This window comes from Janthinobacterium sp. GMG1 (genome assembly GCF_034427795.1).
Taxonomy (GTDB): domain Bacteria; phylum Pseudomonadota; class Gammaproteobacteria; order Burkholderiales; family Burkholderiaceae_D; genus Janthinobacterium.
This window is the reverse complement of record NZ_JAXQNT010000016.1, coordinates 20,871-43,344: the sequence shown is the minus strand read 5'-3', so window position 1 is coordinate 43,344 and position 22,474 is coordinate 20,871. Positions and strand designations below refer to the sequence as shown.

22 protein-coding genes are annotated in these 22,474 nt (G+C 64.0%); 13 read left to right on the top strand and 9 right to left on the bottom strand.

Annotation, left to right across the window (positions count from 1 at the left end; translation table 11 throughout):
* Positions 1-94: 94 nt before the first annotated feature.
* The gene (gene rsmB / locus SJI03_RS27220; RefSeq protein ID WP_099379973.1) at positions 95-1,516 is read right to left on the bottom strand and encodes a 16S rRNA (cytosine(967)-C(5))-methyltransferase RsmB; all 1,422 of its coding nucleotides are present in this window, start codon (positions 1,514-1,516) and stop codon (positions 95-97) included.
* Positions 1,517-1,892: 376 nt separating this feature from the next.
* Between rsmB and argS the strand changes: the two genes are divergently transcribed.
* From argS to SJI03_RS27185, 7 genes are read left to right on the top strand one after another with little or no spacing between them, the layout of a single operon-like run.
* A complete protein-coding gene (gene argS / locus SJI03_RS27215) occupies positions 1,893-3,602 on the top strand; it encodes an arginine--tRNA ligase (protein ID WP_322429271.1) in 1,710 nt (569 codons plus the stop codon).
* Between the two features lie 20 nt (positions 3,603-3,622).
* Entirely contained in the window at positions 3,623-4,339 is a 717-nt protein-coding gene (locus SJI03_RS27210; RefSeq protein ID WP_322429270.1) for an SPOR domain-containing protein, read from the top strand.
* Between the two features lie 9 nt (positions 4,340-4,348).
* The gene (locus SJI03_RS27205; protein WP_322429269.1) at positions 4,349-5,020 is read left to right on the top strand and encodes a thiol:disulfide interchange protein DsbA/DsbL; all 672 of its coding nucleotides are present in this window, start codon (positions 4,349-4,351) and stop codon (positions 5,018-5,020) included.
* A gap of 37 nt (positions 5,021-5,057) precedes the next feature.
* On the top strand, positions 5,058-5,831 hold the full coding sequence (locus SJI03_RS27200; protein ID WP_099379977.1) for an SDR family oxidoreductase: 774 nt from the start codon (positions 5,058-5,060) through the stop codon (positions 5,829-5,831).
* Between the two features lie 10 nt (positions 5,832-5,841).
* Positions 5,842-6,636, top strand: a complete 795-nt coding sequence (locus SJI03_RS27195) for a biotin--[acetyl-CoA-carboxylase] ligase (RefSeq protein WP_035824509.1) — start codon at positions 5,842-5,844, stop codon at positions 6,634-6,636.
* 4 nt (positions 6,637-6,640) lie between these two features.
* Positions 6,641-7,399 carry a type III pantothenate kinase gene (locus tag SJI03_RS27190; RefSeq protein WP_322429268.1) on the top strand — a complete coding sequence of 253 codons (759 nt, stop codon included), beginning with the start codon at positions 6,641-6,643 and terminating at the stop codon, positions 7,397-7,399.
* Positions 7,393-8,085: an SPOR domain-containing protein gene (locus tag SJI03_RS27185; protein ID WP_322429267.1), complete on the top strand. Its 693-nt coding sequence runs from the start codon at positions 7,393-7,395 to the stop codon at positions 8,083-8,085. The genes SJI03_RS27190 and SJI03_RS27185 overlap by 7 nt, the downstream gene beginning before the upstream one ends.
* A 15-nt stretch (positions 8,086-8,100) precedes the next feature.
* Here the strand turns inward: SJI03_RS27185 and SJI03_RS27180 are convergent, their stop codons facing one another.
* The 6 genes from SJI03_RS27180 to SJI03_RS27155 form a co-directional block, all read right to left on the bottom strand.
* Positions 8,101-9,144: a septal ring lytic transglycosylase RlpA family protein gene (locus SJI03_RS27180; protein WP_322429266.1), complete on the bottom strand. Its 1,044-nt coding sequence runs from the start codon at positions 9,142-9,144 to the stop codon at positions 8,101-8,103.
* A complete protein-coding gene (gene rodA, locus SJI03_RS27175; RefSeq protein ID WP_099379982.1) occupies positions 9,144-10,259 on the bottom strand; it encodes a rod shape-determining protein RodA in 1,116 nt (371 codons plus the stop codon). The genes SJI03_RS27180 and rodA overlap by 1 nt, the downstream gene beginning before the upstream one ends.
* Before the next feature lie 8 nt (positions 10,260-10,267).
* The gene (gene mrdA, locus SJI03_RS27170) at positions 10,268-12,238 is read right to left on the bottom strand and encodes a penicillin-binding protein 2 (RefSeq protein ID WP_099379983.1); all 1,971 of its coding nucleotides are present in this window, start codon (positions 12,236-12,238) and stop codon (positions 10,268-10,270) included.
* 12 nt (positions 12,239-12,250) lie between these two features.
* Positions 12,251-12,763: a rod shape-determining protein MreD gene (mreD, locus tag SJI03_RS27165; protein WP_099379984.1), complete on the bottom strand. Its 513-nt coding sequence runs from the start codon at positions 12,761-12,763 to the stop codon at positions 12,251-12,253.
* Positions 12,760-13,830, bottom strand: a complete 1,071-nt coding sequence (mreC, locus tag SJI03_RS27160) for a rod shape-determining protein MreC (RefSeq protein ID WP_322429265.1) — start codon at positions 13,828-13,830, stop codon at positions 12,760-12,762. The genes mreD and mreC overlap by 4 nt, the downstream gene beginning before the upstream one ends.
* A 108-nt stretch (positions 13,831-13,938) precedes the next feature.
* Entirely contained in the window at positions 13,939-14,982 is a 1,044-nt protein-coding gene (locus tag SJI03_RS27155; RefSeq protein ID WP_010393186.1) for a rod shape-determining protein, read from the bottom strand.
* A gap of 350 nt (positions 14,983-15,332) precedes the next feature.
* Between SJI03_RS27155 and gatC the strand changes: the two genes are divergently transcribed.
* The 6 genes from gatC to SJI03_RS27125 all read left to right on the top strand — a co-directional run bounded on the left by gatC (position 15,333) and on the right by SJI03_RS27125 (position 21,637).
* Complete coding sequence (gatC, locus tag SJI03_RS27150; RefSeq protein ID WP_034784699.1) at positions 15,333-15,635, top strand: Asp-tRNA(Asn)/Glu-tRNA(Gln) amidotransferase subunit GatC; 303 nt, start codon at positions 15,333-15,335, stop codon at positions 15,633-15,635.
* A 53-nt stretch (positions 15,636-15,688) separates the two neighbouring features.
* Positions 15,689-17,173, top strand: a complete 1,485-nt coding sequence (gatA, locus tag SJI03_RS27145; protein ID WP_322429264.1) for an Asp-tRNA(Asn)/Glu-tRNA(Gln) amidotransferase subunit GatA — start codon at positions 15,689-15,691, stop codon at positions 17,171-17,173.
* 37 nt (positions 17,174-17,210) lie between these two features.
* Entirely contained in the window at positions 17,211-18,686 is a 1,476-nt protein-coding gene (gene gatB, locus SJI03_RS27140) for an Asp-tRNA(Asn)/Glu-tRNA(Gln) amidotransferase subunit GatB (protein WP_322429305.1), read from the top strand.
* A gap of 191 nt (positions 18,687-18,877) precedes the next feature.
* Complete coding sequence (locus SJI03_RS27135) at positions 18,878-19,261, top strand: BlaI/MecI/CopY family transcriptional regulator (protein ID WP_099379988.1); 384 nt, start codon at positions 18,878-18,880, stop codon at positions 19,259-19,261.
* The gene (locus SJI03_RS27130; RefSeq protein ID WP_099379989.1) at positions 19,258-20,505 is read left to right on the top strand and encodes a M56 family metallopeptidase; all 1,248 of its coding nucleotides are present in this window, start codon (positions 19,258-19,260) and stop codon (positions 20,503-20,505) included. The genes SJI03_RS27135 and SJI03_RS27130 overlap by 4 nt, the downstream gene beginning before the upstream one ends.
* 94 nt (positions 20,506-20,599) lie before the next feature.
* Positions 20,600-21,637 carry an oxidoreductase gene (locus SJI03_RS27125; protein WP_322429263.1) on the top strand — a complete coding sequence of 346 codons (1,038 nt, stop codon included), beginning with the start codon at positions 20,600-20,602 and terminating at the stop codon, positions 21,635-21,637.
* 6 nt (positions 21,638-21,643) lie between these two features.
* Here SJI03_RS27125 and SJI03_RS27120 read toward each other — a convergent pair whose 3' ends face one another.
* Both SJI03_RS27120 and SJI03_RS27115 read right to left on the bottom strand, forming a co-directional pair.
* A complete protein-coding gene (locus tag SJI03_RS27120; RefSeq protein ID WP_099379991.1) occupies positions 21,644-21,973 on the bottom strand; it encodes a hypothetical protein in 330 nt (109 codons plus the stop codon).
* Positions 21,973-22,437 carry a carboxypeptidase-like regulatory domain-containing protein gene (locus tag SJI03_RS27115; RefSeq protein ID WP_158301325.1) on the bottom strand — a complete coding sequence of 155 codons (465 nt, stop codon included), beginning with the start codon at positions 22,435-22,437 and terminating at the stop codon, positions 21,973-21,975. The genes SJI03_RS27120 and SJI03_RS27115 overlap by 1 nt, the downstream gene beginning before the upstream one ends.
* Positions 22,438-22,474 lie beyond the last annotated feature (37 nt).

The window sequence follows — 22,474 nt, the reverse complement described above, 5'->3', positions numbered from 1 at the left end:
ACATGCCAGCATCAGCAGCAGGGCCAGGAGTCGGAAGAGTCGTGTTGTCACAAGTGTGCCGGTGTAGTCCGTAGGATAAGTATCGACGAATCGCTCAAGCCGCATTTTTTTGGAATAGCGCATAGAACAAACCGTCGTGGTCCTGCTCCGCGCTGCCAGTCGGCAACAGCTGGCCAGGCGCTGTCAATCGGGTCGCATTATTGCGTACCGCAAATGCCGCCGCCTGTGCCTCGGATTCTTGCGGCCACAATGAACATGTCACGAACAGCAATTTACCATCGGGGCGCAGCATCTGCCACAGGTTGTCCAGAATTTTGGAGGAAAGTGTTGCAAGTTGGAACGCATCACCCTTGCGGCGCAACCAGCGTATGTCCGGATGGCGGCGCACGATGCCCGAGGCCGTGCACGGCACGTCGGCCAGGATGCGGTCGTACTGCTGGCCATCCCACCATGCGCTCGATTGCGCATCCTGCGCCTTCAGGGTAGCGTCCAGGCCCAGGCGCTCGAGGTTTTCCGCGATGCGCGGCAGGCGCTTGGCGTCCGCATCGATGGCCGTCACGTGCACGTCGGCCAGTTCCAGGATGTGGCACGTCTTGCCGCCGGGCGCCGCGCAGGCGTCCAGCACGCGCATGCCATCGTGCAAATCCAGCAGCGGTGCGGCCAATTGCGCCCCGGCATCTTGCACGGAAACGACGCCCTGCTCGAAGCCGGGAATCAAGGCCACGCCGATTGGCTTGTCCAGGCGCACGGCAAACGGTCCCACCTGGCGCGCGGCAATGCCCGCCTCCGCCAGCACGGCCAGGTACGCTTCGACCGTGCTCTTGCGGCGATTCACGCGCAAGGTCAAGGGCGGCACGGCATTGCCGGCCGTCAGGATGGCTTGCCAGTCGCGCGGATAGGCCAGGCGCAGCGAGTCGATCCACCACTGCGGATAATTCCATTGCGCCAACGGTTGCTGCAGTGCCGCTTCCAGCAAGGATTTGCGCTCGCGCAAGAAACGGCGCAAGACGGCATTGACCATGCCCTTGGCGTGCGCCAGGTCAGGGTGCGAGGTGGCCACCGTGACAGCCTGGTCCACAACGGTAAATTCTTCATACGGCTGTTCGCCCGGCTCGGCGGACATCAAGGACAGCGCGCAGCACAGCAGGGCAGCGAGCATCGGCGGCTCGGGCGCCTTCGACGTCATCAGGCCGACCAGGGTTTCGCTGCGGCCCAGCTGGCGCATGGTGCGGTAGGAAATATCCTGGATGGCGCCGCGCGCCTGCGGGCTGGCGTTCGATTGCGCAAACACCTTGGCCAGCGCCTGCGGCAAGGCCGTGCCCGTGCGCACTTGCGCCACGGCATTGGCTGCGCCCAGCAGGCAGAATGCCAGCGAGTCGGCGCGCAAATCGGGTTGGAAGCCTGGCTGCAAGACCGGTTTCAGGTCGGGATGGTAGCTGGGACGCAATTTCGGTGCGGCAGGCGCCTGGCCTGGCGCCGGCTTGGTTTTCAATTTCAGCGTGGGGCGCTTGTTCATAGTTATCCGGTGTGGCTGCGCGCGGCGGGCTGCATGGTGGCAAAGTCGCGGCCGCGCGTCATCAATAAAGGGTCGATTGTAGCGTTTGTGGCGCCCTCTGGCCCAAGCGATTGCAGCGATACCTGTAAATTGCGGCAAAAAACTGCATATATACAAGCAGAATGCGCCATGCTGATGTTTTCATGCACCAACATAGGCATGCTGTCCTGATAATATCGTGAAACGCGCCGGCACGGGCACACTGCCTGCCAGCGTATTGTTCCCGGCAGCAAACCAGTATAATTAACGCAGTCTGGGCGGCTTGGGTACTGGCCGTCCGTTTTGCTTTTCGATTCATTCTATTCATTCTTAACGCGGTTCCACCGCCATCCTGCTCATGCTCGCCCAACAGAAACAAGAAATCATCGCCCTGTTCCAGGCCGCCCTCGCTCCCGTCCTGGCCGGCACTACGCTAGCGCCTGCCGTGGTGCTCGAGCGACCACGCGATGCATCGCATGGCGACGTCGCCTGCAATATCGCCATGCAACTGGCCAAGCAGCTGAAACAGAATCCCCGTGAACTGGCGCAAACCATCGTCACGGCCGTGCTGGCCAATCCGGCCGGCAAGGGCCTGGTCGAGGCAGTGGAAATCGCCGGCCCCGGCTTCATCAACGTGCGCGTCTCCGCCGCCGCCAAGCAAGCCGTGGTGAAAACCATCCTGGGCGAGGCCGACAGCTATGGCCGCAGCACGGCAGGCGCCGGCAAGCAGGTCATCCTGGAATTCGTCTCGGCCAATCCGACCGGTCCGCTGCACGTGGGCCACGGCCGCCAGGCGGCGCTGGGCGACGCCCTGTCCTCGCTGTTCGACGCGCAAGGGTATAAAGTCACGCGCGAGTTCTACTACAACGACGCGGGCGTGCAGATCCAGACCCTGGCCAATTCCGTGCAGGCGCGCGCGCGCGGCTTCAAGCCCGGCGATGCCGAATGGCCCGAGTCCGCCTACAACGGCGACTACATCGCCGATATCGCCAACGATTTCAAGGCCGGCAAGACCGTCTCGGCCAGCGATGGCCAGCCAGCTTCGGCCAATGGCAACGTGGAAGACATCGATTCGATCCGCCCGTTCGCCGTCACCTACCTGCGCAACGAGCAGGACATCGACTTGCAGGCGTTTGGCGTGAAGTTCGACAATTACTACCTGGAATCGTCGCTGTACGCGGACGGCAAGGTCAATAGCGCGGTGGAAACCCTGATCAAGGCGGGCCACACCTACGAGCAGGATGGCGCGCTGTGGCTGCGTACCACCGACTTCGGCGACGACAAGGACCGCGTGATGCGCAAGACGGATGGCACCTACACGTATTTCGTGCCGGACGTCGCGTATCACCTGGTGAAATGGCAGCGCGGCTTCGTGCAGGCCATCAATATCCAGGGCAGCGACCACCACGGCACCATCGCGCGCGTGCGCGCCGGCCTGCAGGCGGTCGACATGGGCATCCCGCAAGGCTACCCTGACTACGTGCTGCACAAGATGGTCACCGTCATGAAGGACGGCGAAGAAGTCAAGATTTCGAAGCGCGCCGGCTCCTACGTGACCGTGCGCGACCTGATCGAATGGTCGGGCGGCGGCGACATCGCCAAGGGCCGCGACGCCGTGCGCTTCTTCCTGATCTCGCGCAAGGCCGACACGGAATTCGTCTTTGACGTCGACGTGGCGTTGAAAACCACCGATGAAAACCCGGTCTATTACGTGCAGTACGCGCATGCACGCATCTGCCGCATCCTGGAAAACTGGGGCGGCGATGCAAGCACGGTCGCCAACGTCGACCTTTCCCCACTGACGGCACCGACCGAAGCGACCCTGCTGGCGACCCTGGCCGCCTATCCGGAAATGCTGGCGCGCGCGCAAGCCGAACTGGGACCGCATCAAGTCGCCTTCTACCTGCGCGACCTGGCCGCCAACCTGCACAGCTTCTACTTCGCCGAAAAAGTGCTGGTCGAGGACGAAGCCGTCAAGATGGCCCGCCTGGCCCTCGTCATCGCCGCGCGCCAGGTACTGCGCAACGGCCTGGCACTGATCGGCGTGTCCGCGCCAAACAAAATGTAATCGCGAAGGTCAAACCGTCAATGAATCACGCTTCCCGTTTCTCTTCGACCCGGCGCCAGCAGGGCAATACCCTGGTCGGCATCATCATCGGCCTGGTCATCGGCCTGGGCATTGCCGTGGTGGTCGCCCTGGTGATCACCAAGGGCGCCTCGCCCTTCACCGACAAATCGGGCAAGGCCGGCAAATCGGCCGAACCGACGGCCGGCCAGATCGCCGACCCGAACAAGCCGATGTACGGCAACAAGGAAGCGGCCAAGGAAGCGGCGCGCGACTTCTCCAAGGAGCCACGCGAGATCGTCACGCCAACGCAGCCGGCTGCCCCTGCACCGGCACCCGCGCAGCAGCCGAAGGCGCCGCCGCCGGACGCGCTGCAGGAATTGATCGGTACATTGAAGGACAAACCGGCGCCGAAAACGCCAGCGGCAACAGCGCCCGCGCCCACGCCCACGCCGCAAGCCAAGGCCGACGCGAAAGAGGCCAAGGCCGATGCAGCCAGCGACAAATGGATTTATTATCTGCAGGCCGGCGCCTTCCACGACATGTCGGACGCCGAAAGCACGCGCGGCAAACTGGCGCTGCTCGGCTTCGAAGCGGCCATCAGCGACCGCAGCACCGACGCCGGCGTGCTGCACCGCGTGCGCATCGGGCCGTTCAACCAGCTCGAAGCGATGAACCGCGCGCGCACCAAACTGTCTGAAAACGGCATCGATGTCGCCGTCGTCCGCAACCAAAAATAAGGAACCAGCATGCGTTTTCTGAAGAATATCCTGATCGCCGCCGCCCTGTGCACCGCCGCCATGGGCGTATCGGCCTCGCCGGCCGAGCCGAAAAACGGCGTCGAATACGAAACCCTGCCCACGCCGCAGGCGACGGAAGCGGGCAAGAAAATCGAAGTGACGGAATTCTTCGCCTATTACTGCCCGCATTGCAACGTGCTCGAACCGCAACTGGCGGCCTGGGTCAAGAAACAGGGCGACAACATCGTCTTCAAGCGCGTGCACGTGTCGCGCGATGACAGCGTGGCGCCGCAGCAGCGCTTGTTCTTCACCCTGCAAGCCATGGGCCTGGTCGACAAGCTGCACACCAACGTCTTCCACGCCATGCACGTGGAACGCAACCGCCTGAACACCGACGACGCTGTCTTCGACTTCGTCGCCAAGCAGGGCGTGGACCGCCAGAAATTCATCGACACCTACCGTTCGATGGGGGTCTCGGCCCGCGTGCGCCGCGCAGACGCCATGATGCAAGGCTATAACGTGACGTTCTGGCCCATGATCGCCATCGATGGCCGCTACATCACTTCCCCTTCGCAGGCCGATCAGGGCAGCAAGTCGGCCAAGAACGAAGAGCAGCTGAACGCCCAGGCGCTCAGCGTGATGGACGTGCTGGTCGCGAAAGCCAAAGCGGAAAAGAAATAAGCATGGCCACTTCCCTGGTGCGCCCGGGCATCGCCTGATGCAACGCGTGCTTTACAGCGTATTCATCACGGGCGCGTCGAGCGGACTGGGCGCCGCTCTGGCGCTGCAGTACGCGCGCCAGGGCGCCCATCTGGGCTTGCTGGCCCGCCGCGGCGACACCCTGCAGCAACTGATCGCCTCCCTGCCCCACCCTGAACGCCACCGCGCCTACGCCGTCGATGTGTGCGACCACGCCGCCCTGAAAAGCGCGGCCGGCGACTTCATCGCCCATGCCGGCGGCATCGATGTCGTCATCGCCAGCGCCGGCGTGTCGTACGGTACCCTGAGCGAACACGCGGAAGACCTCGACGCCTTCGCGCGCCTCATCGCCATCAACGTCACGGCCACCGTCGCCACCTTCGCGCCCTTCATCGCCGCCATGAAAAGCCAGGGCAGCGGACGCCTGGTGGGCATCGGCAGCGTGGCCGGCATTCGCGGCCTGCCTGGCGCCGAAGCCTACAGCGCCTCGAAGGCGGCCGTCATCAGCTACTGCGAATCGCTGCGCCTGGAACTGAAACCGGCTGGTATCAAGGTCGTCACCATCACGCCCGGCTACATCGACACGCCGATGACGCGCCACAATGCCTACCGCATGCCCTTCCTGATGCCGGCCGAAAAATTCGCCGTGCGCGCCGCGCGCGCCATCGCCGACGGCGACAGCTATCGCGTGATCCCGTGGCAGATGGGCGTCGTCGCCAAGCTGCTGCGCGCGCTGCCCAATGCCGTCTACGACCGGGCCTTCGCGAATGCGCCGCACAAGGCGCGCAACTGAACCGACCACCATGACGAAGCACTCAGACTTGAACAGCGCGGCCATCGCCGCCCATTGCGCCACGGGCGCCTCCCACGTGGCCATCGAAGTGATCGATGAAACTGGATCGACCAATGCCGACCTGCTGGCGCGCTGCGCCACCCTGGCCGGCCCCACCCTGCGCATCGCCGGCCAGCAGACGGCCGGACGGGGGCGCGCCGGGCGGCCGTGGGTATCGCAGCCGGACGCCAGCCTGATGTTCTCGCTGGCCTGGCGCTTCAAGGGACCGCTGCATCAGCTGGTGGGATTGCCGCTGGCCGTCGGCGTGGCGCTGGCCGAGACCATGACGGCGCTGGGCGTGCCGGTGCAGCTGAAGTGGCCGAACGATATGCTCAAGGATGGCCATAAACTGGCCGGCATCCTCGTCGAGACGCAGCAGGCAGCGGACGGCGGCGTGTGGGCCGTGATCGGCTGCGGCATCAATCTGCTGATGCCCGATGCACTGGAACGGCAGATCGGCCGCAGCGTCTCGGCCGTGCCCTGGCTGGCACAGATGGAGCGCAATACCCTGGTGGCGGCCCTGCTCAGCCGCCTGGCCGGCGTGCTGGCCGAATTCGACGACACGGGCTTTGCGCCGTTTGCCGAACGCTGGAACGCACTGCACGCCTGGCAGGGCCAGCACGTGAAAATCCTCGACAACGGCCAGCTGCTGCAGCAAGGTGTGGCGGCCGGCGTGGACCACCTGGGCCGCCTGCTGCTGCGCAGCGATGACGGGCTGCAGGAAGTCATGTCCGGCGACGTGTCCTTGCGCCTGATTGGGGAGTAAGCGCATGCTGCTGCTGATCGACGCCGGTAATACGCGCATCAAATGGGCACTCGTGGCTGCCGACAGTGCCGCCGGCGGCTGGCTGGCCAGCGGCGCCGTCGCGCATGCGCAGATCGACACCCTGGCCGCGCAGTGGGCGACACTCGCCATCCATGAGGTGCTGCTGTCGAACGTGGCCGGCACCGTCATCGGCACGCGCCTGCGCGCCATGCTGCCGGTCGTGGCCCGCGACTTTGTCTCGCTGCCGCGGCTGGCAGGACTGACGAACGGCTACCGCACGCCATCGCAGCTGGGCTGCGACCGCTTTGCCGCCGCCATCGGCGCGCACGCGCTGGCACCCGGCCAGGCCGTCATCGTCGCCAATTGCGGCACCGCCACCACCATCGATGCCATCACGGCCGACGGCGTTTTCCTTGGCGGGATGATCTTGCCGGGACTGGGATTGATGGCCAGCTCGCTGGCGCGCAATACGGCGCAACTGCCGCAAATCGCCAGCGACGCCGCGCTGCCGGCCGGCTTTGCCGACAACACGGACGACGCCATCCTCTCCGGCTGCCTGGCGGCCCAGGCGGGCGCCATCGAACGGGCCGTGCGCATGCACGGCGCCAGCGCCTGTCTGTTGTCGGGCGGCGCAGCAGCACGCATCGCACCGGCCCTGGCGCTGGCCGTGCCGCTGCACCTGGTGGATAACATCGTCATGCTCGGCCTGCAGGCCGCGGCGCGCGCCGGGGCCGCAGGAACACAAGGAAACCACGTATGCTGAAATTCGTCTTCTGGCTGCTGGCCGGCGTCAACCTGCTGGTGCTGGCCATCGGCCAGGGCTATCTGGGTAGTTTTCGCACGGAGACGCGCGAACCGGCGCGCCTGAAAAACCAGCTGCAGGCGAATAAACTCACCTTGCTGACGCAGGTGCAGGCCACGGCGCCCGCGGCGCCGCCAGCCTCCGAAGAAGCCGCGACGCCGGCGGCAGCGGCGCCACCGACATCGTATGCCTGTACGGAAGTGGGCAATTTCCTGCTGGCGGACGGGCGCCGCTTCGAAGCGCAAGTGGCGGCGCTGGACCTGGGCGACCGCCAATCGCGCCGCAACGTGGCCGGCCAGGACATTTCCAGCTATATGGTGTACATCCCGCCACAGGGCAGCAAGGAAGGCGCCGACCGCAAGGCCGGTGAATTGAAGCAGCTGGGCGTGACGAATTACTTCATCATGAATGAAAGCAGTCCGCTGCGCTGGGGCATTTCACTGGGCGTGTTCAAGTCGGAAACCAGCGCGCAAAGCCAGCTGGCATCGCTCAACAAACAGGGCGTGCACAGCGCCCGCGTCGCACCGCGCTACAGCGCCAGCAAGCAACTCGCCTACCAGTTCCGCGACCTCGACGCCGCCACGCGCGCGCGTCTCGAGAAGATCAAGTCACAGTTCCCTGACCAGGAACTGCGCAGCTGCAAATAAACCCCAGGCCCGCGCCTATCGTTGGATGACGATAGGCTTGATGCCTGTCGATTCCGGCAAATTCGCCGCCGCGCGTGCCGCGTCGGCGCGGCTGGAGAACGGCCCGCCGTACAGGCGGAACAGGTTACCGGCCTGCACCACACCCAGGGTACCCAGGGCGGCCGCATACGGCGCCAGGCGCGAACGTCCCGATTCCGCATTGTCGGCGCGCGAGTAGGCGCCCAGCTGCAAATAGAAGCCGCTGGCCAGCGCCGCCGGTGCCGGCATGGCGACCGTCGCATCGACGGGCGGCATCTGCGACGACACTTCCGGCTGCACCACTGCGCCCGTTTCCACCGGCGTATCGATGGAGATGGCGACCACGGAAGGCACCGGCTTCGGCGCCGCGCGGGCCGCCAGGATGGCGTCGATATCGGCCGGCAGCAGACGCTCGACGACCACCTGGTGGCTGCCCTTGCCGAGGAAGCCCAGTTTCAGCGCCGCCGTATAGGACACGTCGATGACGCGCGTGGCGTGGAACGGACCGCGGTCGTTGATGCGCACGATCACCTGCTCGCCGCTGTCGATGCTCGTCACGCGCGCATACGACGGAATCGGCAAGGTCGGATGGGCCGCCGTCATCTTGTACATATCGTAGATCTCACCCGACGAGGTGCGCTGGCCATGGAATTTCTTGCCATACCAGGTGCCCGTGCCCTTCTGCTTGAAGGGTTCGTTGTCGGTGATCGGCGTGTACGTCTTGCCGAAGACGACATAGGGGCGGTTCGAGCGCGTCGAATACGGCTCGTTGCGCACTTCCGCGTCGGGCACGTCGCGCAGGTTGGCCGGCGGATTGTCGCCCGGGCCGTCATCCTTGTAGTAGCCGCCGCGCCCGGAGCCGGCCGCCGGCAATACGGGCAGGGTGGGATCCTGGCGCACGGGCACCTTGACCTTGCCGCCGGACGGCAACGGCACGTTATTCGATGCGGGCTTTTGCGGCGTCGTACCACAAGCGGCCAGGGTCAGCAAGACCGCCAGGCTCAGTCCGCGCATGGCGAAGGTATCGAAAGGCGCGCGCATCAGGTCTGCACCAGCTTGCGGTGGCGCTGAATACTCATCAGGATACCGGTGGCCACGCCCAGGGTCAGCAGCGCGGTGCCGCCATAGCTGAGGAATGGAAGGGGAACGCCGACCACCGGCACGATGCCGCTGACCATGCCCATGTTGACGAAGGCGTAAGTAAAGAAAATCATAGTGATCGCTCCTGCCAGCAGGCGAGTGAAAAAACTGGGGGCGTTGGCGGCGATCATCAGCCCCCGTCCCACCAGCAGCAAATACATCAGCATCAGGATCAAGTTACCGACCAGGCCGAATTCCTCGGAATATACGGCAAAAATAAAATCGGTCGTGCGTTCCGGAACAAACTCCAGGTGGGCTTGCGTGCCGTGTGTCCAGCCCTTGCCCGTCATGCCGCCGGAACCGATGGCAATGATGGACTGGATGATATGGAAGCCCTTGCCCAGAGGGTCCTTGGTCGGATCGATCAGCATCATCACGCGGTCGCGCTGGTAATCATGCAGGTGCGACCAGGCGATCGGCAGGCAGGAAACAAAGGTGATCAGCAAGCCGGCCAGCACCTTCCACGACAGGCCGGCCAGGAAGATGACGGTAAAGCCGGCCGCCACCACCAGCAGCGCCGTACCCAGGTCGGGCTGGCGCGCGATCAGGTAGACAGGTGCCAGCAGCAGCACGGCCGCCATCAGGAACGATTTCCAGCGCAGGGCGCCCGCATTGTGCTGGAAGAACCAGGCCAGCATCAGCGGCGTGGCGATCTTCAGGAATTCGGAGGGCTGGATGTCGATCACGCCAATATGCAGCCAGCGCCGCGCACCAAGCTTGATGGTGCCGAACAGCGCCACGGCCACCAGCAAGATCACCGATACCGTATATGCGGGTACGGCGATGCGCATCATCATCTGCGGCGTGACATTGGCCGCCACCCACATGACGAAAAAGCACAGCAGGATATTGCGCAAATGGTCCTCGATCTTGCCGGGGATGCCGATGCTGGCCGAATACAGGGTCAGCAGGCTGGTGCTGAGCAGCATCAGGATGATGATCATCAGCGGCGGATCGAACACCGCCAGATAGGGTTTGGCGCGCCGCCACAGCGAGCGCCTCTCGTTAATGGGCATGTGCTTCCTTATTGCCTGGCAGGTGCCGCCGGGGCGGCCTGCTCGTCAGTGATTTCTTCCAGGGTGCGCACTTCGTCGACATCTTCCTTGGGCACCTTGGTGGTGTCCTTTTCCTTGTCGCTCGGGCGCTTGCCCAGCAGGTAGTAGTCGAGCGCCTTGCGCGCGATCGGGGCGGCCACGCCGGCGCCGAAGCCCGCATTTTCCACCACGATGGCGATCGCGATGCGCGGCTTGTCGGCCGGCGCGAAGGCAGTAAACAGGGCGTTGTCGCGCAGGCGTTCGGCCAGCAGCTTGGCATTGTACTTCTCGTTTTTCTTGATGCCCACCACCTGCGCCGTCCCCGTCTTGCCGCCCACCGTGTACTGCACGCCGGTAAAGATGCGCGCTGCCGTGCCGCCCTGCTCGCTGGTCACGCCGACCATGGCGCGCTTGATGACGTCGATGTTTTCCTGCTTGAGCGCGATGCGGTAGCTTTCCTTGGGCACCGTCAGGGTGCGCGCACGCGTGGCCGCGTCTTCGATGATCTTCACCAGATGCGGCTTCATCACCACACCGTTATTGGCCAGGTTGGCCGTCGCGTGGGCGATCTGCAGCGGCGTATACGAGTTGTAGCCGGAGCCGTTACTCACCGAAATCGTGTCGCCGCCCACCCATTTTTTCTGCTGCGGCGTCTTGAAGCGGTTGCGCTTCCATTCCGTCGACGGCAGCACGCCCGTCTTTTCGTTATTCAGGTCGATGCCCGTCAGCTGGCCGAAACCGAACGGCTTCATGAAGTCGTGGATGGCGTCGATGCCCATGTCGCGGCCCAGCTGATAGTAATAGGTATTGCACGAGACGACGATGGACTTGTGCATGTCCACCGTGCCATGGCCGCCCACCTTGTCGTCGCGGAAGGTGTGGCCGCCGAGGATGAAGAAACCGGGATCGGAAATCGACTGGCTCGGCGTGCGCTTGCCCAGTTCCAGCGCCGCCAGCGCCATGAAGGGCTTGAAGGTCGAGCCGGGCGCATAGGTGCCGGACAGGGGACGGTTGACCATCGGCCGGTCCAGCGAGGTATTGAGTTCGTTCCAGCTTTGCTGGTCGATGCCGTCGACGAACAGGTTGGGGTCGTAGCCTGGCTTGGAGACATAGGCGAGGATGTCGCCCGTGGCCGGGTCGATGGCCACGGCCGCGCCGCGCCATTCGCCGAACGCTTCCTCGACCACCTTCTGCAGTTCGATGTCGATCGACAGGATAAGGTTATTGCCAGGGGTGGCCGCCGTGCGCGACAAGGTGCGCATGGCGCGCCCGCCGGCCGACACTTCCACCTCTTCGTAGCCGGTGGTGCCATGCAGCTGCTTCTCGTAGCTTTTTTCCAGGCCTTCCTTGCCGATATGGTCGGTGCCATTGTAGTTGGCCGCGTCCTCGCCCTCTTCCAGTGCCTTGGCTTCATTGCGGTTGATGCGGCCGATGAAGCCCACCACGTGCGACGCCACCTCGCCCATCGGATACTGGCGGAACAATCGCGCCTGCACCTCGACGCCGGGGAAGCGGAAACGCTGCGCCGTGAAGCGCGCCACTTCCTCGTCCGTCAAACGCGTGCGCAGCGGCACGCTGACGAAGTTCTTCGATTCTTCCAGCAGCTTCTTGAAGCGGCGACGGTCCTTGATGTCGATCTGCACCAGTGTCGACAGCTCGTCGATCACGGAGTCGAGGCTGGCGCTCAGTTTCGACGGCGTGATTTCCAGCGTATAGGCCGAGTAATTGCGCGCCAGGACCACGCCGTTGCGGTCGAGGATCAGGCCGCGCGTGGGCACGATGGGCACCACGGCGATACGGTTGTCCTCGGCCTTGGTCGCATAGTCCTCGTGCTTGATCACCTGCAGCCAGATGAAGCGCGCCAGCAGCAGCGAAAAACAGACGAAGACAAGCGCGCCCAGGATGGTCAGGCGCATGCGGAAGAAATGCAGTTCGCGCTCGGTGTTCTTGAGTTCAGTCATGGCAGGCGCTCGTCAGATCGGCCGGTTATGGTCGCGGTCCACGGCGCGGCGCTGCGGTGCCAGCAAGATCCACGTGACGATGGGCCACAGGGCCACGGCGACGAAGCTCTCGATGAAATTGAGCCAGCCGGGGAAGCGGCCCGAAACGATCAGCCGCGTCAGCAATTGCAGCGCCTGCGTCAGCAGCAGCAGCGGCAGCACGTGCAGTGCCTGCGTCAGGATGGGAAACCACAGCACGCGGCGGTGCATCATGATGGCGAAGTACGACAGCAAGGTGTAGGCCAGCGCATTCTCGCCCAGCAGGGTCGAATCGTGCACGTCCATCATCAGGCCCATGAAGAACGCCACGCCGATGCCGACCTTGCGCGGCTGGTGGATGCCCCAGAAGACCAGCACCAGGGCGACGAAATCGGGCACGCCGACGAACTGCCCCCACGGCAGCAGATTCAGCAAAAAAGCGCACAGCAGGGAAAAGCCGATGAACAGGGGGCTGACCGGCAGCAGGATGTAATGCGGGCGGTTCATCGTGTCGCTTCCTTCGGTGGCACGGCGGCGGGCGTTGGTACAGGTCCTGCAGGCGCCGCCGGTTTCGGTACCGGGCTGGCAGGCGGTTTTGCGGCCGGCGCGGTGGCCGTAGCGGCCGCCGCTGGGGTCGCAGCGGCCGCGGCCGGCTCCTTGGCAGGGTCCTTGATCGGCGCCATCTTGCCGGCGATCTTGCGGCCCGTCTTAACATCTTCAGCGGGCGGACGCGGTGGAATCTCGGGCGATGTCATCAAGATGAGCAGCTGGGTGTTGCGTTCGATGCCGGCCAGCGGCTGGCACACGACGCGGCCGAACGGGCCATGCGCATTGCGCTCGACCAGGGTCACGCGTGCCACGGCCAGACCAGCCGGGTACAGGCCGTCGAGGCCCGAGGTAATGACGATGTCGCCGATCTGGATGTCGGCGCTGGGGGCCGTGAAGCGCAGTTCCATGGTGCCGGACTTGCCGCGGCCGATGGCCACGCTGCGCACGCCGTTGCGCAGCAGCTGCACGGGAATGGCCTGCTCTTCATCCGTCAGCAAGGTCACTTCGGAGGTGAACGGGAACACGCGCGTGACTTGTCCCACCACGCCCAGGTTGTCGATCACGGGGCGGCCCAGTTCCACACCATGCTGGATACCGCGATCGAGCACGATCTTGCGCGTGGCCGAATCGCGCGTGTCGTACAGCACTTCGGCCATCATGGTCTTGACGGGCACGCGCTCGCGCGCTTCCATCAATTTGCGCAAGTGGTTGTTTTCAACGATGTTGAGCTGCGCCTGCTGCAGTATCTGCGCCGAGGCGATTTGCTCGTGTTTCAGGTCGCGCACCTGTTTTTCCAGGGCGGACAGCGAAGAAAAGTAATTGCCGACACCAACCGCCACATCGCGCGGCACCAGGGCCGCCATCTGCACCGGATACAGCACGGTGCCAACGGCCTGGCGCACTGCCGTCAGCGCGTGCATGCGCGAATCGACCAGCAACAGGGCGATAGAAATGCCGGCGAACACCATCATCTTGACGCGGGCGGAGGCGCCTTGTTTGAAAAGTGGCGGAGGACTGTATTCCATGACTTCCAATAATCAGGCCAGGCGCAGTGCGCCAACGTGCAGGCCCCGGTCAGACGCCGGCGCCAAAACCAAAAAAAGGCCGGAATGGTTTCCGGCCCTTCTGTCAGATTATTCGTAGGAGAAGATCGAGCCGAGCTTGTCCATACGTTCCAGTGCCATCCCGGAACCGCGCACCACGCAGGTGAGCGGGTCCTCGGCCACCAGCACCGGCAGGCCGGTTTCCTCCATCAGCAGGCGGTCCAGGTCGCGCAGCAGTGCGCCGCCGCCCGTCAGCATCATGCCTTTTTCGGCGATGTCGGCGCCCAGTTCCGGCGGCGTCTGTTCCAGCGCGTTCTTCACGGCCGAGACGATGTTGTTCAACGGGTCGGTGAGCGCTTCGAGGATCTCGTTGCTGGAGATGGTGAACGAACGCGGGATGCCTTCGGACAGGTTGCGGCCCTTGACTTCCATTTCCTTCACTTCCGAACCCGGGAAAGCCGAACCGATGGCCTTCTTGATGGCTTCGGCCGTTTGTTCGCCGATCAGCATGCCGTAGTTGCGGCGGATGTAGTTGACGATGGCTTCATCGAACTTGTCGCCGCCGACGCGCACGGAACCCTTGTAGACCATGCCGCCCAGCGAAATGATGCCCACTTCGGTGGTGCCGCCGCCGATGTCGACCACCATCGAGCCGGTCGCTTCGGACACGGGCAAGCCCGCGCCGATAGCCGCTGCCATCGGTTCTTCGATCAGGTACACCTGCGAGGCGCCGGCGCCCAGGGCCGATTCGCGGATGGCGCGGCGCTCGACCTGGGTCGAACCGCACGGTACGCAAATGATGATGCGCGGCGATGGACGGAAGAATTTCGAGTCGTGCACCATGCGGATGAATTGCTTGAGCATCTGCTCGGTCACGGTGAAGTCGGCGATCACGCCATCTTTCATCGGACGAATCGCTTCGATATTGCCCGGCACTTTGCCCAGCATCTGCTTGGCTTCCTTGCCGACTGCCTGAATGGTCTTCTTGCCATTCGGACCGCCTTCCTGGCGGATGGCGACAACGGATGGCTCGTCCAGGACGATACCGAGGCCGCGTACATAAATAAGGGTGTTGGCCGTGCCCAAGTCAATGGCCAGATCGGTGGAGATATACCTGCGTAAAAAACCAAACATGAGTGTCCTGTAGCGCATCGAGCTGCGCAAAAGCTGTTTATGGGGAGTTTCAAAGCGGGCGCTTTCAGGCACCCTGAAAATCCAAAAGGCGATTTTTCCGGGTTTCGCTTGGCGCTTGCGCAATCTTTTCTATGCTGCGGCAGCAGTCCATCAGCGCCGGCAACGCATTAACCCGCCATTCTACCTTATAATTTGAATGCGATTTGCTCAAAAACCATGGAAAAGTGCGACTCTTGCAGCCGCGAGTTACGCGGCATTCCTCGATTTTTGTGAGCAAAATAGCAGTAAATACCCGCGTTTTATCAAAACGCCAACTTAATACTAATGCGCGGCACTCCGCGCCATTCGCCATGTCCCTGACACTCTCCGACGTAAAACGCATCGCCCACCTGGCCCAACTTGAAATGGCCGACGACCAGGCCGTCACGTCTTTGGCCCAATTGAACAAGATTTTTGCACTCGCGGAACAAATGCAAGCTGTCAATACCGATGGCGTGGCACCCCTGAGCCACCCGCTGGCAGCCCACATGGACAATATCGCCCTGCGCCTGCGCGAAGACATCGCCACGGAACAAAACCGCCGCGACGCCTACCAGGCCGTGGCGCCAAAGGTACAGGATGGCCTGTATCTCGTCCCCAAGGTCATCGAGTAAACACGCCGTAGCGCCGCTCCCGCCTTTTTGCCGAATATCAAAATAGAAACGCCATGCATACAAAATCCATCAAACAGCTGTCCACGCTCTTGCAGAACAAGGAAATTTCCGCCGTTGCGCTGGCGACGCATTTCCTCGACCGCATCGAAGCGGACAACTCGAACGCCTTTTTGCACGTCGACCGTGCCCTGACCCTGGCGCAAGCTGCCGAAGCGGATGCACGCATCGCCGCCGGCACGGCCACGCCCCTGACGGGCGTGCCGATCGCGCACAAGGATTTGTTCGTCACCAAAGGCTGGCGCACGACGGCCGGCTCGAAAATGCTGGCCGACTACGCCAGCCCGTTTGACGCTACCGTGGTGGAGAAATTCCGCGCGGCCGGCATGGTCACCCTGGGCAAGGTCAATTGCGATGAATTCGCCATGGGTTCCGGCAACGAGAATTCGGCCTTCGGCGCCGTGCAGAACCCGTGGGACAAGAATGCCGTGCCGGGCGGCTCGTCCGGCGGCTCGGCCGCCGCCGTGGCGGCTGGCCTGACGCCGGCAGCCACCGGCACCGACACGGGCGGCTCGATCCGCCAGCCAGCCGCGTTTTGCGGCATCACCGGCATCAAGCCGACGTATGGCCGCGTCTCGCGCTTCGGCATGATCGCCTTTGCCTCGTCGCTGGACCAGGGCGGCCCGATGGCCCGCTCGGCCGAAGACTGCGCTCTACTCTTGAGCGCCATGGCCGGCTTCGACGAACGCGATTCGACCAGCCTGTCGCCGGAACAGGGCGGCGTGGCGGAAGATTTTTCGCGCAGTCTTGATGAACCCCTGACTGGCCTGCGCATCGGCGTGCCGCGCGAATACTTTGGCGAGGGCCTGGCCAAGGACGTGGAAGCAGCCGTGCGCGGCGCGCTGGCGCAGTATGAAAAGCTGGGCGCCACCCTGGTCGACATCTCGCTGCCGAACACCGCCCTGTCGATTCCCGCCTACTACATGATCGCGCCGGCCGAAGCGTCGTCGAATCTGTCGCGCTACGACGGTGTGCGCTACGGCCACCGCGCGGCCGAATACAAGGATTTGCAGGACATGTACAAGAAGTCCCGCGCGCAGGGCTTCGGCCCCGAAGTACAGCGCCGCATCATGGTCGGCACCTATGTGCTGTGCCACGGCTACTACGACGCCTACTACCTGAAAGCGCAAAAGATCCGCCGCCTGATCGCGCAGGATTTCGACGCCGTGCTGAATGGCCCGAACGCCGTCTGCGACGTCATCATGGGCCCCGTCGCGCCGACTGTCGCCTGGGACCTGGGCGACAAGACGGACGATCCGGTGGCGAACTACCTGGCCGACATCTACACCCTGTCGACCAGCCTGGCCGGCCTGCCCGGCATGTCGATTCCGTGCGGCTTTGGCGCCGGCGAGAAAAACGGCAAGCGCCCCGTCGGCCTGCAAATCATCGGCAATTATTTTGGCGAAGCCAGGCTGCTGAACGTGGCCCACCAGTTCCAGCAAGTGACGGACTGGCATACGCGCAGCCCTGCCGGTATTTAATAAGAACAGACGCGCCGCCCAGGCGGCGCCACCAAAAATAAGCGAGAACACTATGCAATGGGAAGTCGTCATCGGTCTTGAGAACCACGTGCAGCTCACGACCGAATCCAAAATTTTCAGCGGTTCGCCGATCAAGTACGGCGCCGACGCCAACACGCAAGCGAGCCCCGTCGACCTGGCGCTGCCAGGCGTGCTGCCGGTGATGAACAAGCAAGCCGTCGACCGCGCGATCCGTTTTGGTTTGGCCGTGGGCGCCACCGTGGCGCCGCACTCGGTCTTCGCGCGCAAAAACTATTTTTATCCGGATTCGCCGAAGGGTTACCAGATCAGCCAGTTCGAGGACCCCGTCGTCATCGGCGGCGCCCTGACCTTCGGCTATGAAAAGGATGGCGAATTCGTCACCAAGACGGTGAACCTGACGCGCGCCCACCTGGAAGAAGACGCCGGCAAGTCCTTGCATGAAGACTACGCGGGCATGAGCGGCATCGACTTGAACCGCGCCGGCACGCCGCTGCTGGAAATCGTCTCGGAACCGGAAATCCGCAGCGCCGCCGAAGCCGTGGCTTACGCCAAGGCGCTGCACTCGCTGGTCATGTGGCTGGGCGTTTGCGACGGCAACATGCAGGAAGGTTCGTTCCGCTGCGACGTCAACGTCTCCGTGCGCCCCGTCGGCCAGAAGGAATTCGGTACCCGCTGCGAAATCAAGAACTTGAACTCCTTCCGCTTCATCGAAGAAGCCGTGCACGTCGAAGTGCGCCGCCAGATCGAACTGATCGAAGACGGCGGCAAGGTTGTGCAGGCGACGCGTTTGTACGATCCGGACCGCAAGGAAACGCGCGAAATGCGCAGCAAGGAAGACGCACAGGATTACCGCTACTTCCCGGACCCGGATTTGCCGCCGCTGGTCATCTCGCAAGCGTGGATCGACACCGTCAAGGCTTCGATGCCGGAACTGCCGGCCGCCATGCGCGCCCGTTTCATCAGCGAATACGCGCTGCCGGACTACGATGCGCTGGTGCTCACGCAATCGAAAGCCATGGCCACCTATTTCGTCGCCGTGGTCGACAAGGCCGGCAAGGAAAACGCCAAGGCCGCCGCCAACTGGCTGATGGGCGACGTGTCGTCGACCCTGAACCGCGAAGGCGTGGACCTGGACGACGCCCCCGTCTCCGCCGCGCAACTGGCCGCCATGCTCAAGCGCATCGCCGACGGCACGATCTCGAACAAGGCGGCAAAGGAAGTCTTCGCGGGCATGTGGGAAGCGAAGTCCAGCGACGAGCATCTGGTCGACACCATCATCGACGCCAAGGGCCTGAAGCAGATCTCGGACTCGGGCGCTTTGGCGTCCATCGTCGATGAAGTGCTGGCGGCGAACGCCAAGTCGGTGGAACAGTACCGCGCCGGCAAGGAAGCGGCCATCAACGCGCTGATCGGCCAGGCCATGAAAGCGTCCAAGGGCAAGGCCAACCCGGCCCAGCTGACGGAACTGCTGAAGGCCAAGCTGGCGGGCTAATTTTTCACCGCCCCAAAAAAAAGACGCTGCGGCGTCTTTTTTTTCGCCTGCACACATCGCGTATAAACAGCCTTGTCTAGACTTTTCCTCCGCACCGAAAGGCGTTTGAAGGCCCATTAAAATTAAAGTATACATTTTTGTCTACACGGTTTAATCTAGCCATATTGAATTTCAGGCAAGAGGAAAACCGCATGACCAAGACACACGACATCCCGAAACCGACGGCAGCCGAACTCGATCTGCTGCAGGCACTGTGGCCGCTGGGCGCCGCCACGGCCAAGCAGGTGCACGAGGCGATGGCGCTGGCCAAGCCGGCCATCACGTATGGCACCGTGCTGCGCCTGATGCAGATCATGCACACCAAAGGCTTGCTGATCCGCGACGAAAGCCAGCGCTCGCACGTGTATGCGCCGGCGCAGGCGCAGGACAGCCTGCAGACGAATTTGCTCAAGGAATTGATGCAGAAAGCCTTTGCCGGTTCGGCCAAGGCGCTGGTGCTGGCGGCGCTGCGCACGGGCGTGTCGCGCGCCGAACGCGAGGAAATCGAAAAAATGCTCAAGGACGATCAGTCATGAGCGGCTTCGTGCCGGCGCTGGGCTGGACCCTGCTGCACTTCCTGTGGCAAGGCTTGCTGATCGGCTGCGCCACGGCGCTGGCGTGGGCGGCCCTGCGCAATGCGCGTGCGGAGGCGCGCTACGCCGTCGGTTGCGGCGCCCTGCTGGCCTGCCTGGCATGGCCGGCGGCGGGCTTGTATCTGCGCCTGGCCGGCGGCGATGCCACGGGCGCCCTGTTTTCCAGCGCCTTGCTGCCGGCCGCCCTGCTGGCGCCCGACAGCCTGCCCGACCTGGACTTGCTGCTGCGCGCCGTCGTCGGCGTGTGGGCCCTGTGCGCCGCCGTGCTGGCCGTGCGCATGGCGCTGGGCATGCTGTGGATAGAGCGCAGCGCCAGGAACACCGGCGCCACGCATGGACAACTGCAGACAAGGCTGTCGCGCATGGCCCAGGATGCCGGCGTGACGCGGCCCGTGCGGCTGCGCGTGCTCGACAACATCACCAGCCCGCTCACTGCCGGCATCTGGCGCCCCATGGTGCTGGTGCCCGCCGCACTGTTGACCGGCATGCCGCCGCACCTGCTCGACGCGCTGCTGGCGCACGAACTGGCGCACATCCGGCGCCACGATTATCTGATCAACCTGCTGCAAAACGCCATCGAGGCGCTGCTGTTCTTCCACCCTGCCGTCTGGTGGATTTCACGCGGCGTGCGCCTCGAACGCGAACACATTGCAGATGATTTCGCAGCAAGACAACTGGGCGAACCGCGGCGTCTGGCTCTTGCACTCTCGGAACTGGAACGCCTCCAGTTCTCAACCCACCACCTGGCCCAGGCGGCCAACGGAGGAGATCTTATGTCACGTATCAAACGATTGCTGCGCCCCGCACCACAAACCCTGAACTGGAAAGCGGCCGTGCCGCTGCTGGCACTGGCCGGCGCCTGCCTTGGCATCTACGGCCAGGCCGTCGCCGCCGACAGCGCGCCCGTGCTGGAGCGCCGCCCCGTCATCGACTTTGGCGTCTGCGGCAAGCCGGTCTGGCCAGCAGCATCGCGGCAGGCGAAGGAAGAGGGCACGGTCAACATGTCCTTCGACGTGAATGCGGCCGGCAAGGTAACGGGTTCGAGCGTGGTCAAAGGCAGCGGCCACCCGGCCCTCGACGAGGCGGCGCGCAGCGGCATCGCCAAGTGCACGTTCAAGCCGGCCCTCGCTGGCGGCAAGCCTGTCAGCGCCAGCGTCAAGGTGCAATACGTCTGGCGCCTGAACTAATGCAGGAGCGGCGGCGTTACAACATTGCTGCAGCGCTGCCGCCGCCCGCTTGCGGGTATGATCATGGATTCTTCCACGCACCTGTGAACACGCCATGAACAAGATCAAAACCGGCCTCGTCGGCTACGGCTTTGCCGGCTCCACCTTCCACGCTCCCGTCCTGTCCACCATCGCTGCCCTGGAACTGACGGCCGTCGCCTCCAGCAAGCCGGAGCTCGTGCACAAGGATTGGCCGCACGCGACCGTATATGCGGATGCGGCGCAGCTGTTTGCCGATCCGTCCATCGAGTTGGTCGTCATCGCCGCGCCCAACGAGGCGCATTTCAGCCTGGCCCAAGCGGCCCTGCAAGCGGGCAAGCACGTGGTGGTCGATAAGCCCTTCACCATTTCCAGCGCCGAGGCACTGAGCCTGATCGCGCTGGCGAAGGAACGCAAACTGGTGCTCAGCGTGTATCACAATCGCCGCTGGGATGGCGACTTCCTGACCCTGAAAGCGCTGCTGGCCCAGGGTACCCTGGGCCGCATCGCCAGCGTCGAATCGCATTTCGACCGTTTCCGCCCCGAGATCCGCCAGCGCTGGCGCGAGTCCGGCGCACCCGGTGGCGGCCTGTTGTACGACCTGGGTCCGCACATGCTGGACCAGGCCATGCAGCTGTTCGGCATGCCGGAAAAGCTGTACGCCGATATCGCCCTGCAGCGCGATGGCGCGCAAGCCGTCGACTACATGCACATCGTCTTGTATTACGACCGGCTGCGCGTGGTGCTGCAAGCGGGCTGCCTTGTAAAAGCGCCGACGGCGCGCTTTGCCGTGCATGGCGACAAGGGCAGTTTCGTGAAGTTTGGCCTCGACCCGCAGGAAGACGCCCTGAAGGCGGGCGGCAGGCCGGGACAGCCTGGCTGGGGCGCGGACCCCGTGCGCGGCGCACTGCATTTGGGCGCGCAGCCGGACGGCCATTTCGAGCACATGGAGATGCAGGCGGGCCGCTACCAGGACTTTTACCAGGGCATGGCCGACGCCATCCGCCACGGCGCACCGGCGCCCGTGGCGGCCGAAGATGCGGCGGCAACGATACGCCTGATCGAACTGGCGCTGCAAAGCGCCGCCGAAGGGCGCGTGCTCAAGGTCAGTTAATCGAAATCAGTTGATGACGAAGGCCAGCACCACGGCGCCCAGCGCCAGCAGGGCCAGGCCGCAAAGGAACAGCAGCTCGCCCCACCATTCGTAGCGCAAGCGCGACTGGCCGGGGCGCAGCGACATGAACGACAACACGGCGCTGACGAGGAACACGATGGCATCGACAGCCAGCAGCTTGTCGATGGCCACGCGCACCTCGCCGCGCGGCGCCAGGTGGCCGATCGACAGCACCGTCATGCACACGCCGACCATCGTCGCCGACGTGGGCAGGATATGTGCTGACAAGCCCCGCGCCGACAAGCCCTGTTCAGGCGCCTTGCCGTCGCCAGCCATCAGGATTTACCTTGATTCGTTCCCGCCGGCCAGACCAGCTCCACCCGCGCGGACGATCCCGCCTTGACCTGCACCTTGCGTTCCAGTGTCTTGCCGGCCAGGGTGGCGTGCAGGCTGTAGCTGCCCGGTGCCAGTTTCGCCAGCAGGAACGGTCCGCTGGCCGTCGTTTCCAGCGCCACGACACCCTTGGCGTCGCGTATTGTCAGCTTCACGTCGGAGGCAAATTCCGCCTTGCCCGCCGCCTGCACGGAAAACACGAGGCTCAAGGGCCAATGCCGGCTGGCGCTCTGGATGGCCGTCGATTCATCGAGGCCAATGCCGCCGCTCAGGTATTCCACCGCCCCGCTCTTCTGCACGGGCGGCAGTGCGCTGTCGGTTTGCGCCTGCGCCGCACTTCCCAGCAACAGCCCGGCGGCCAGCATTGCCGCCGCCAGGGTCAAGGTACCGCGTCTGTCTGGTGCCATCTCACTCTCCTCATGTCGATTGAATCAAGATAGGAAG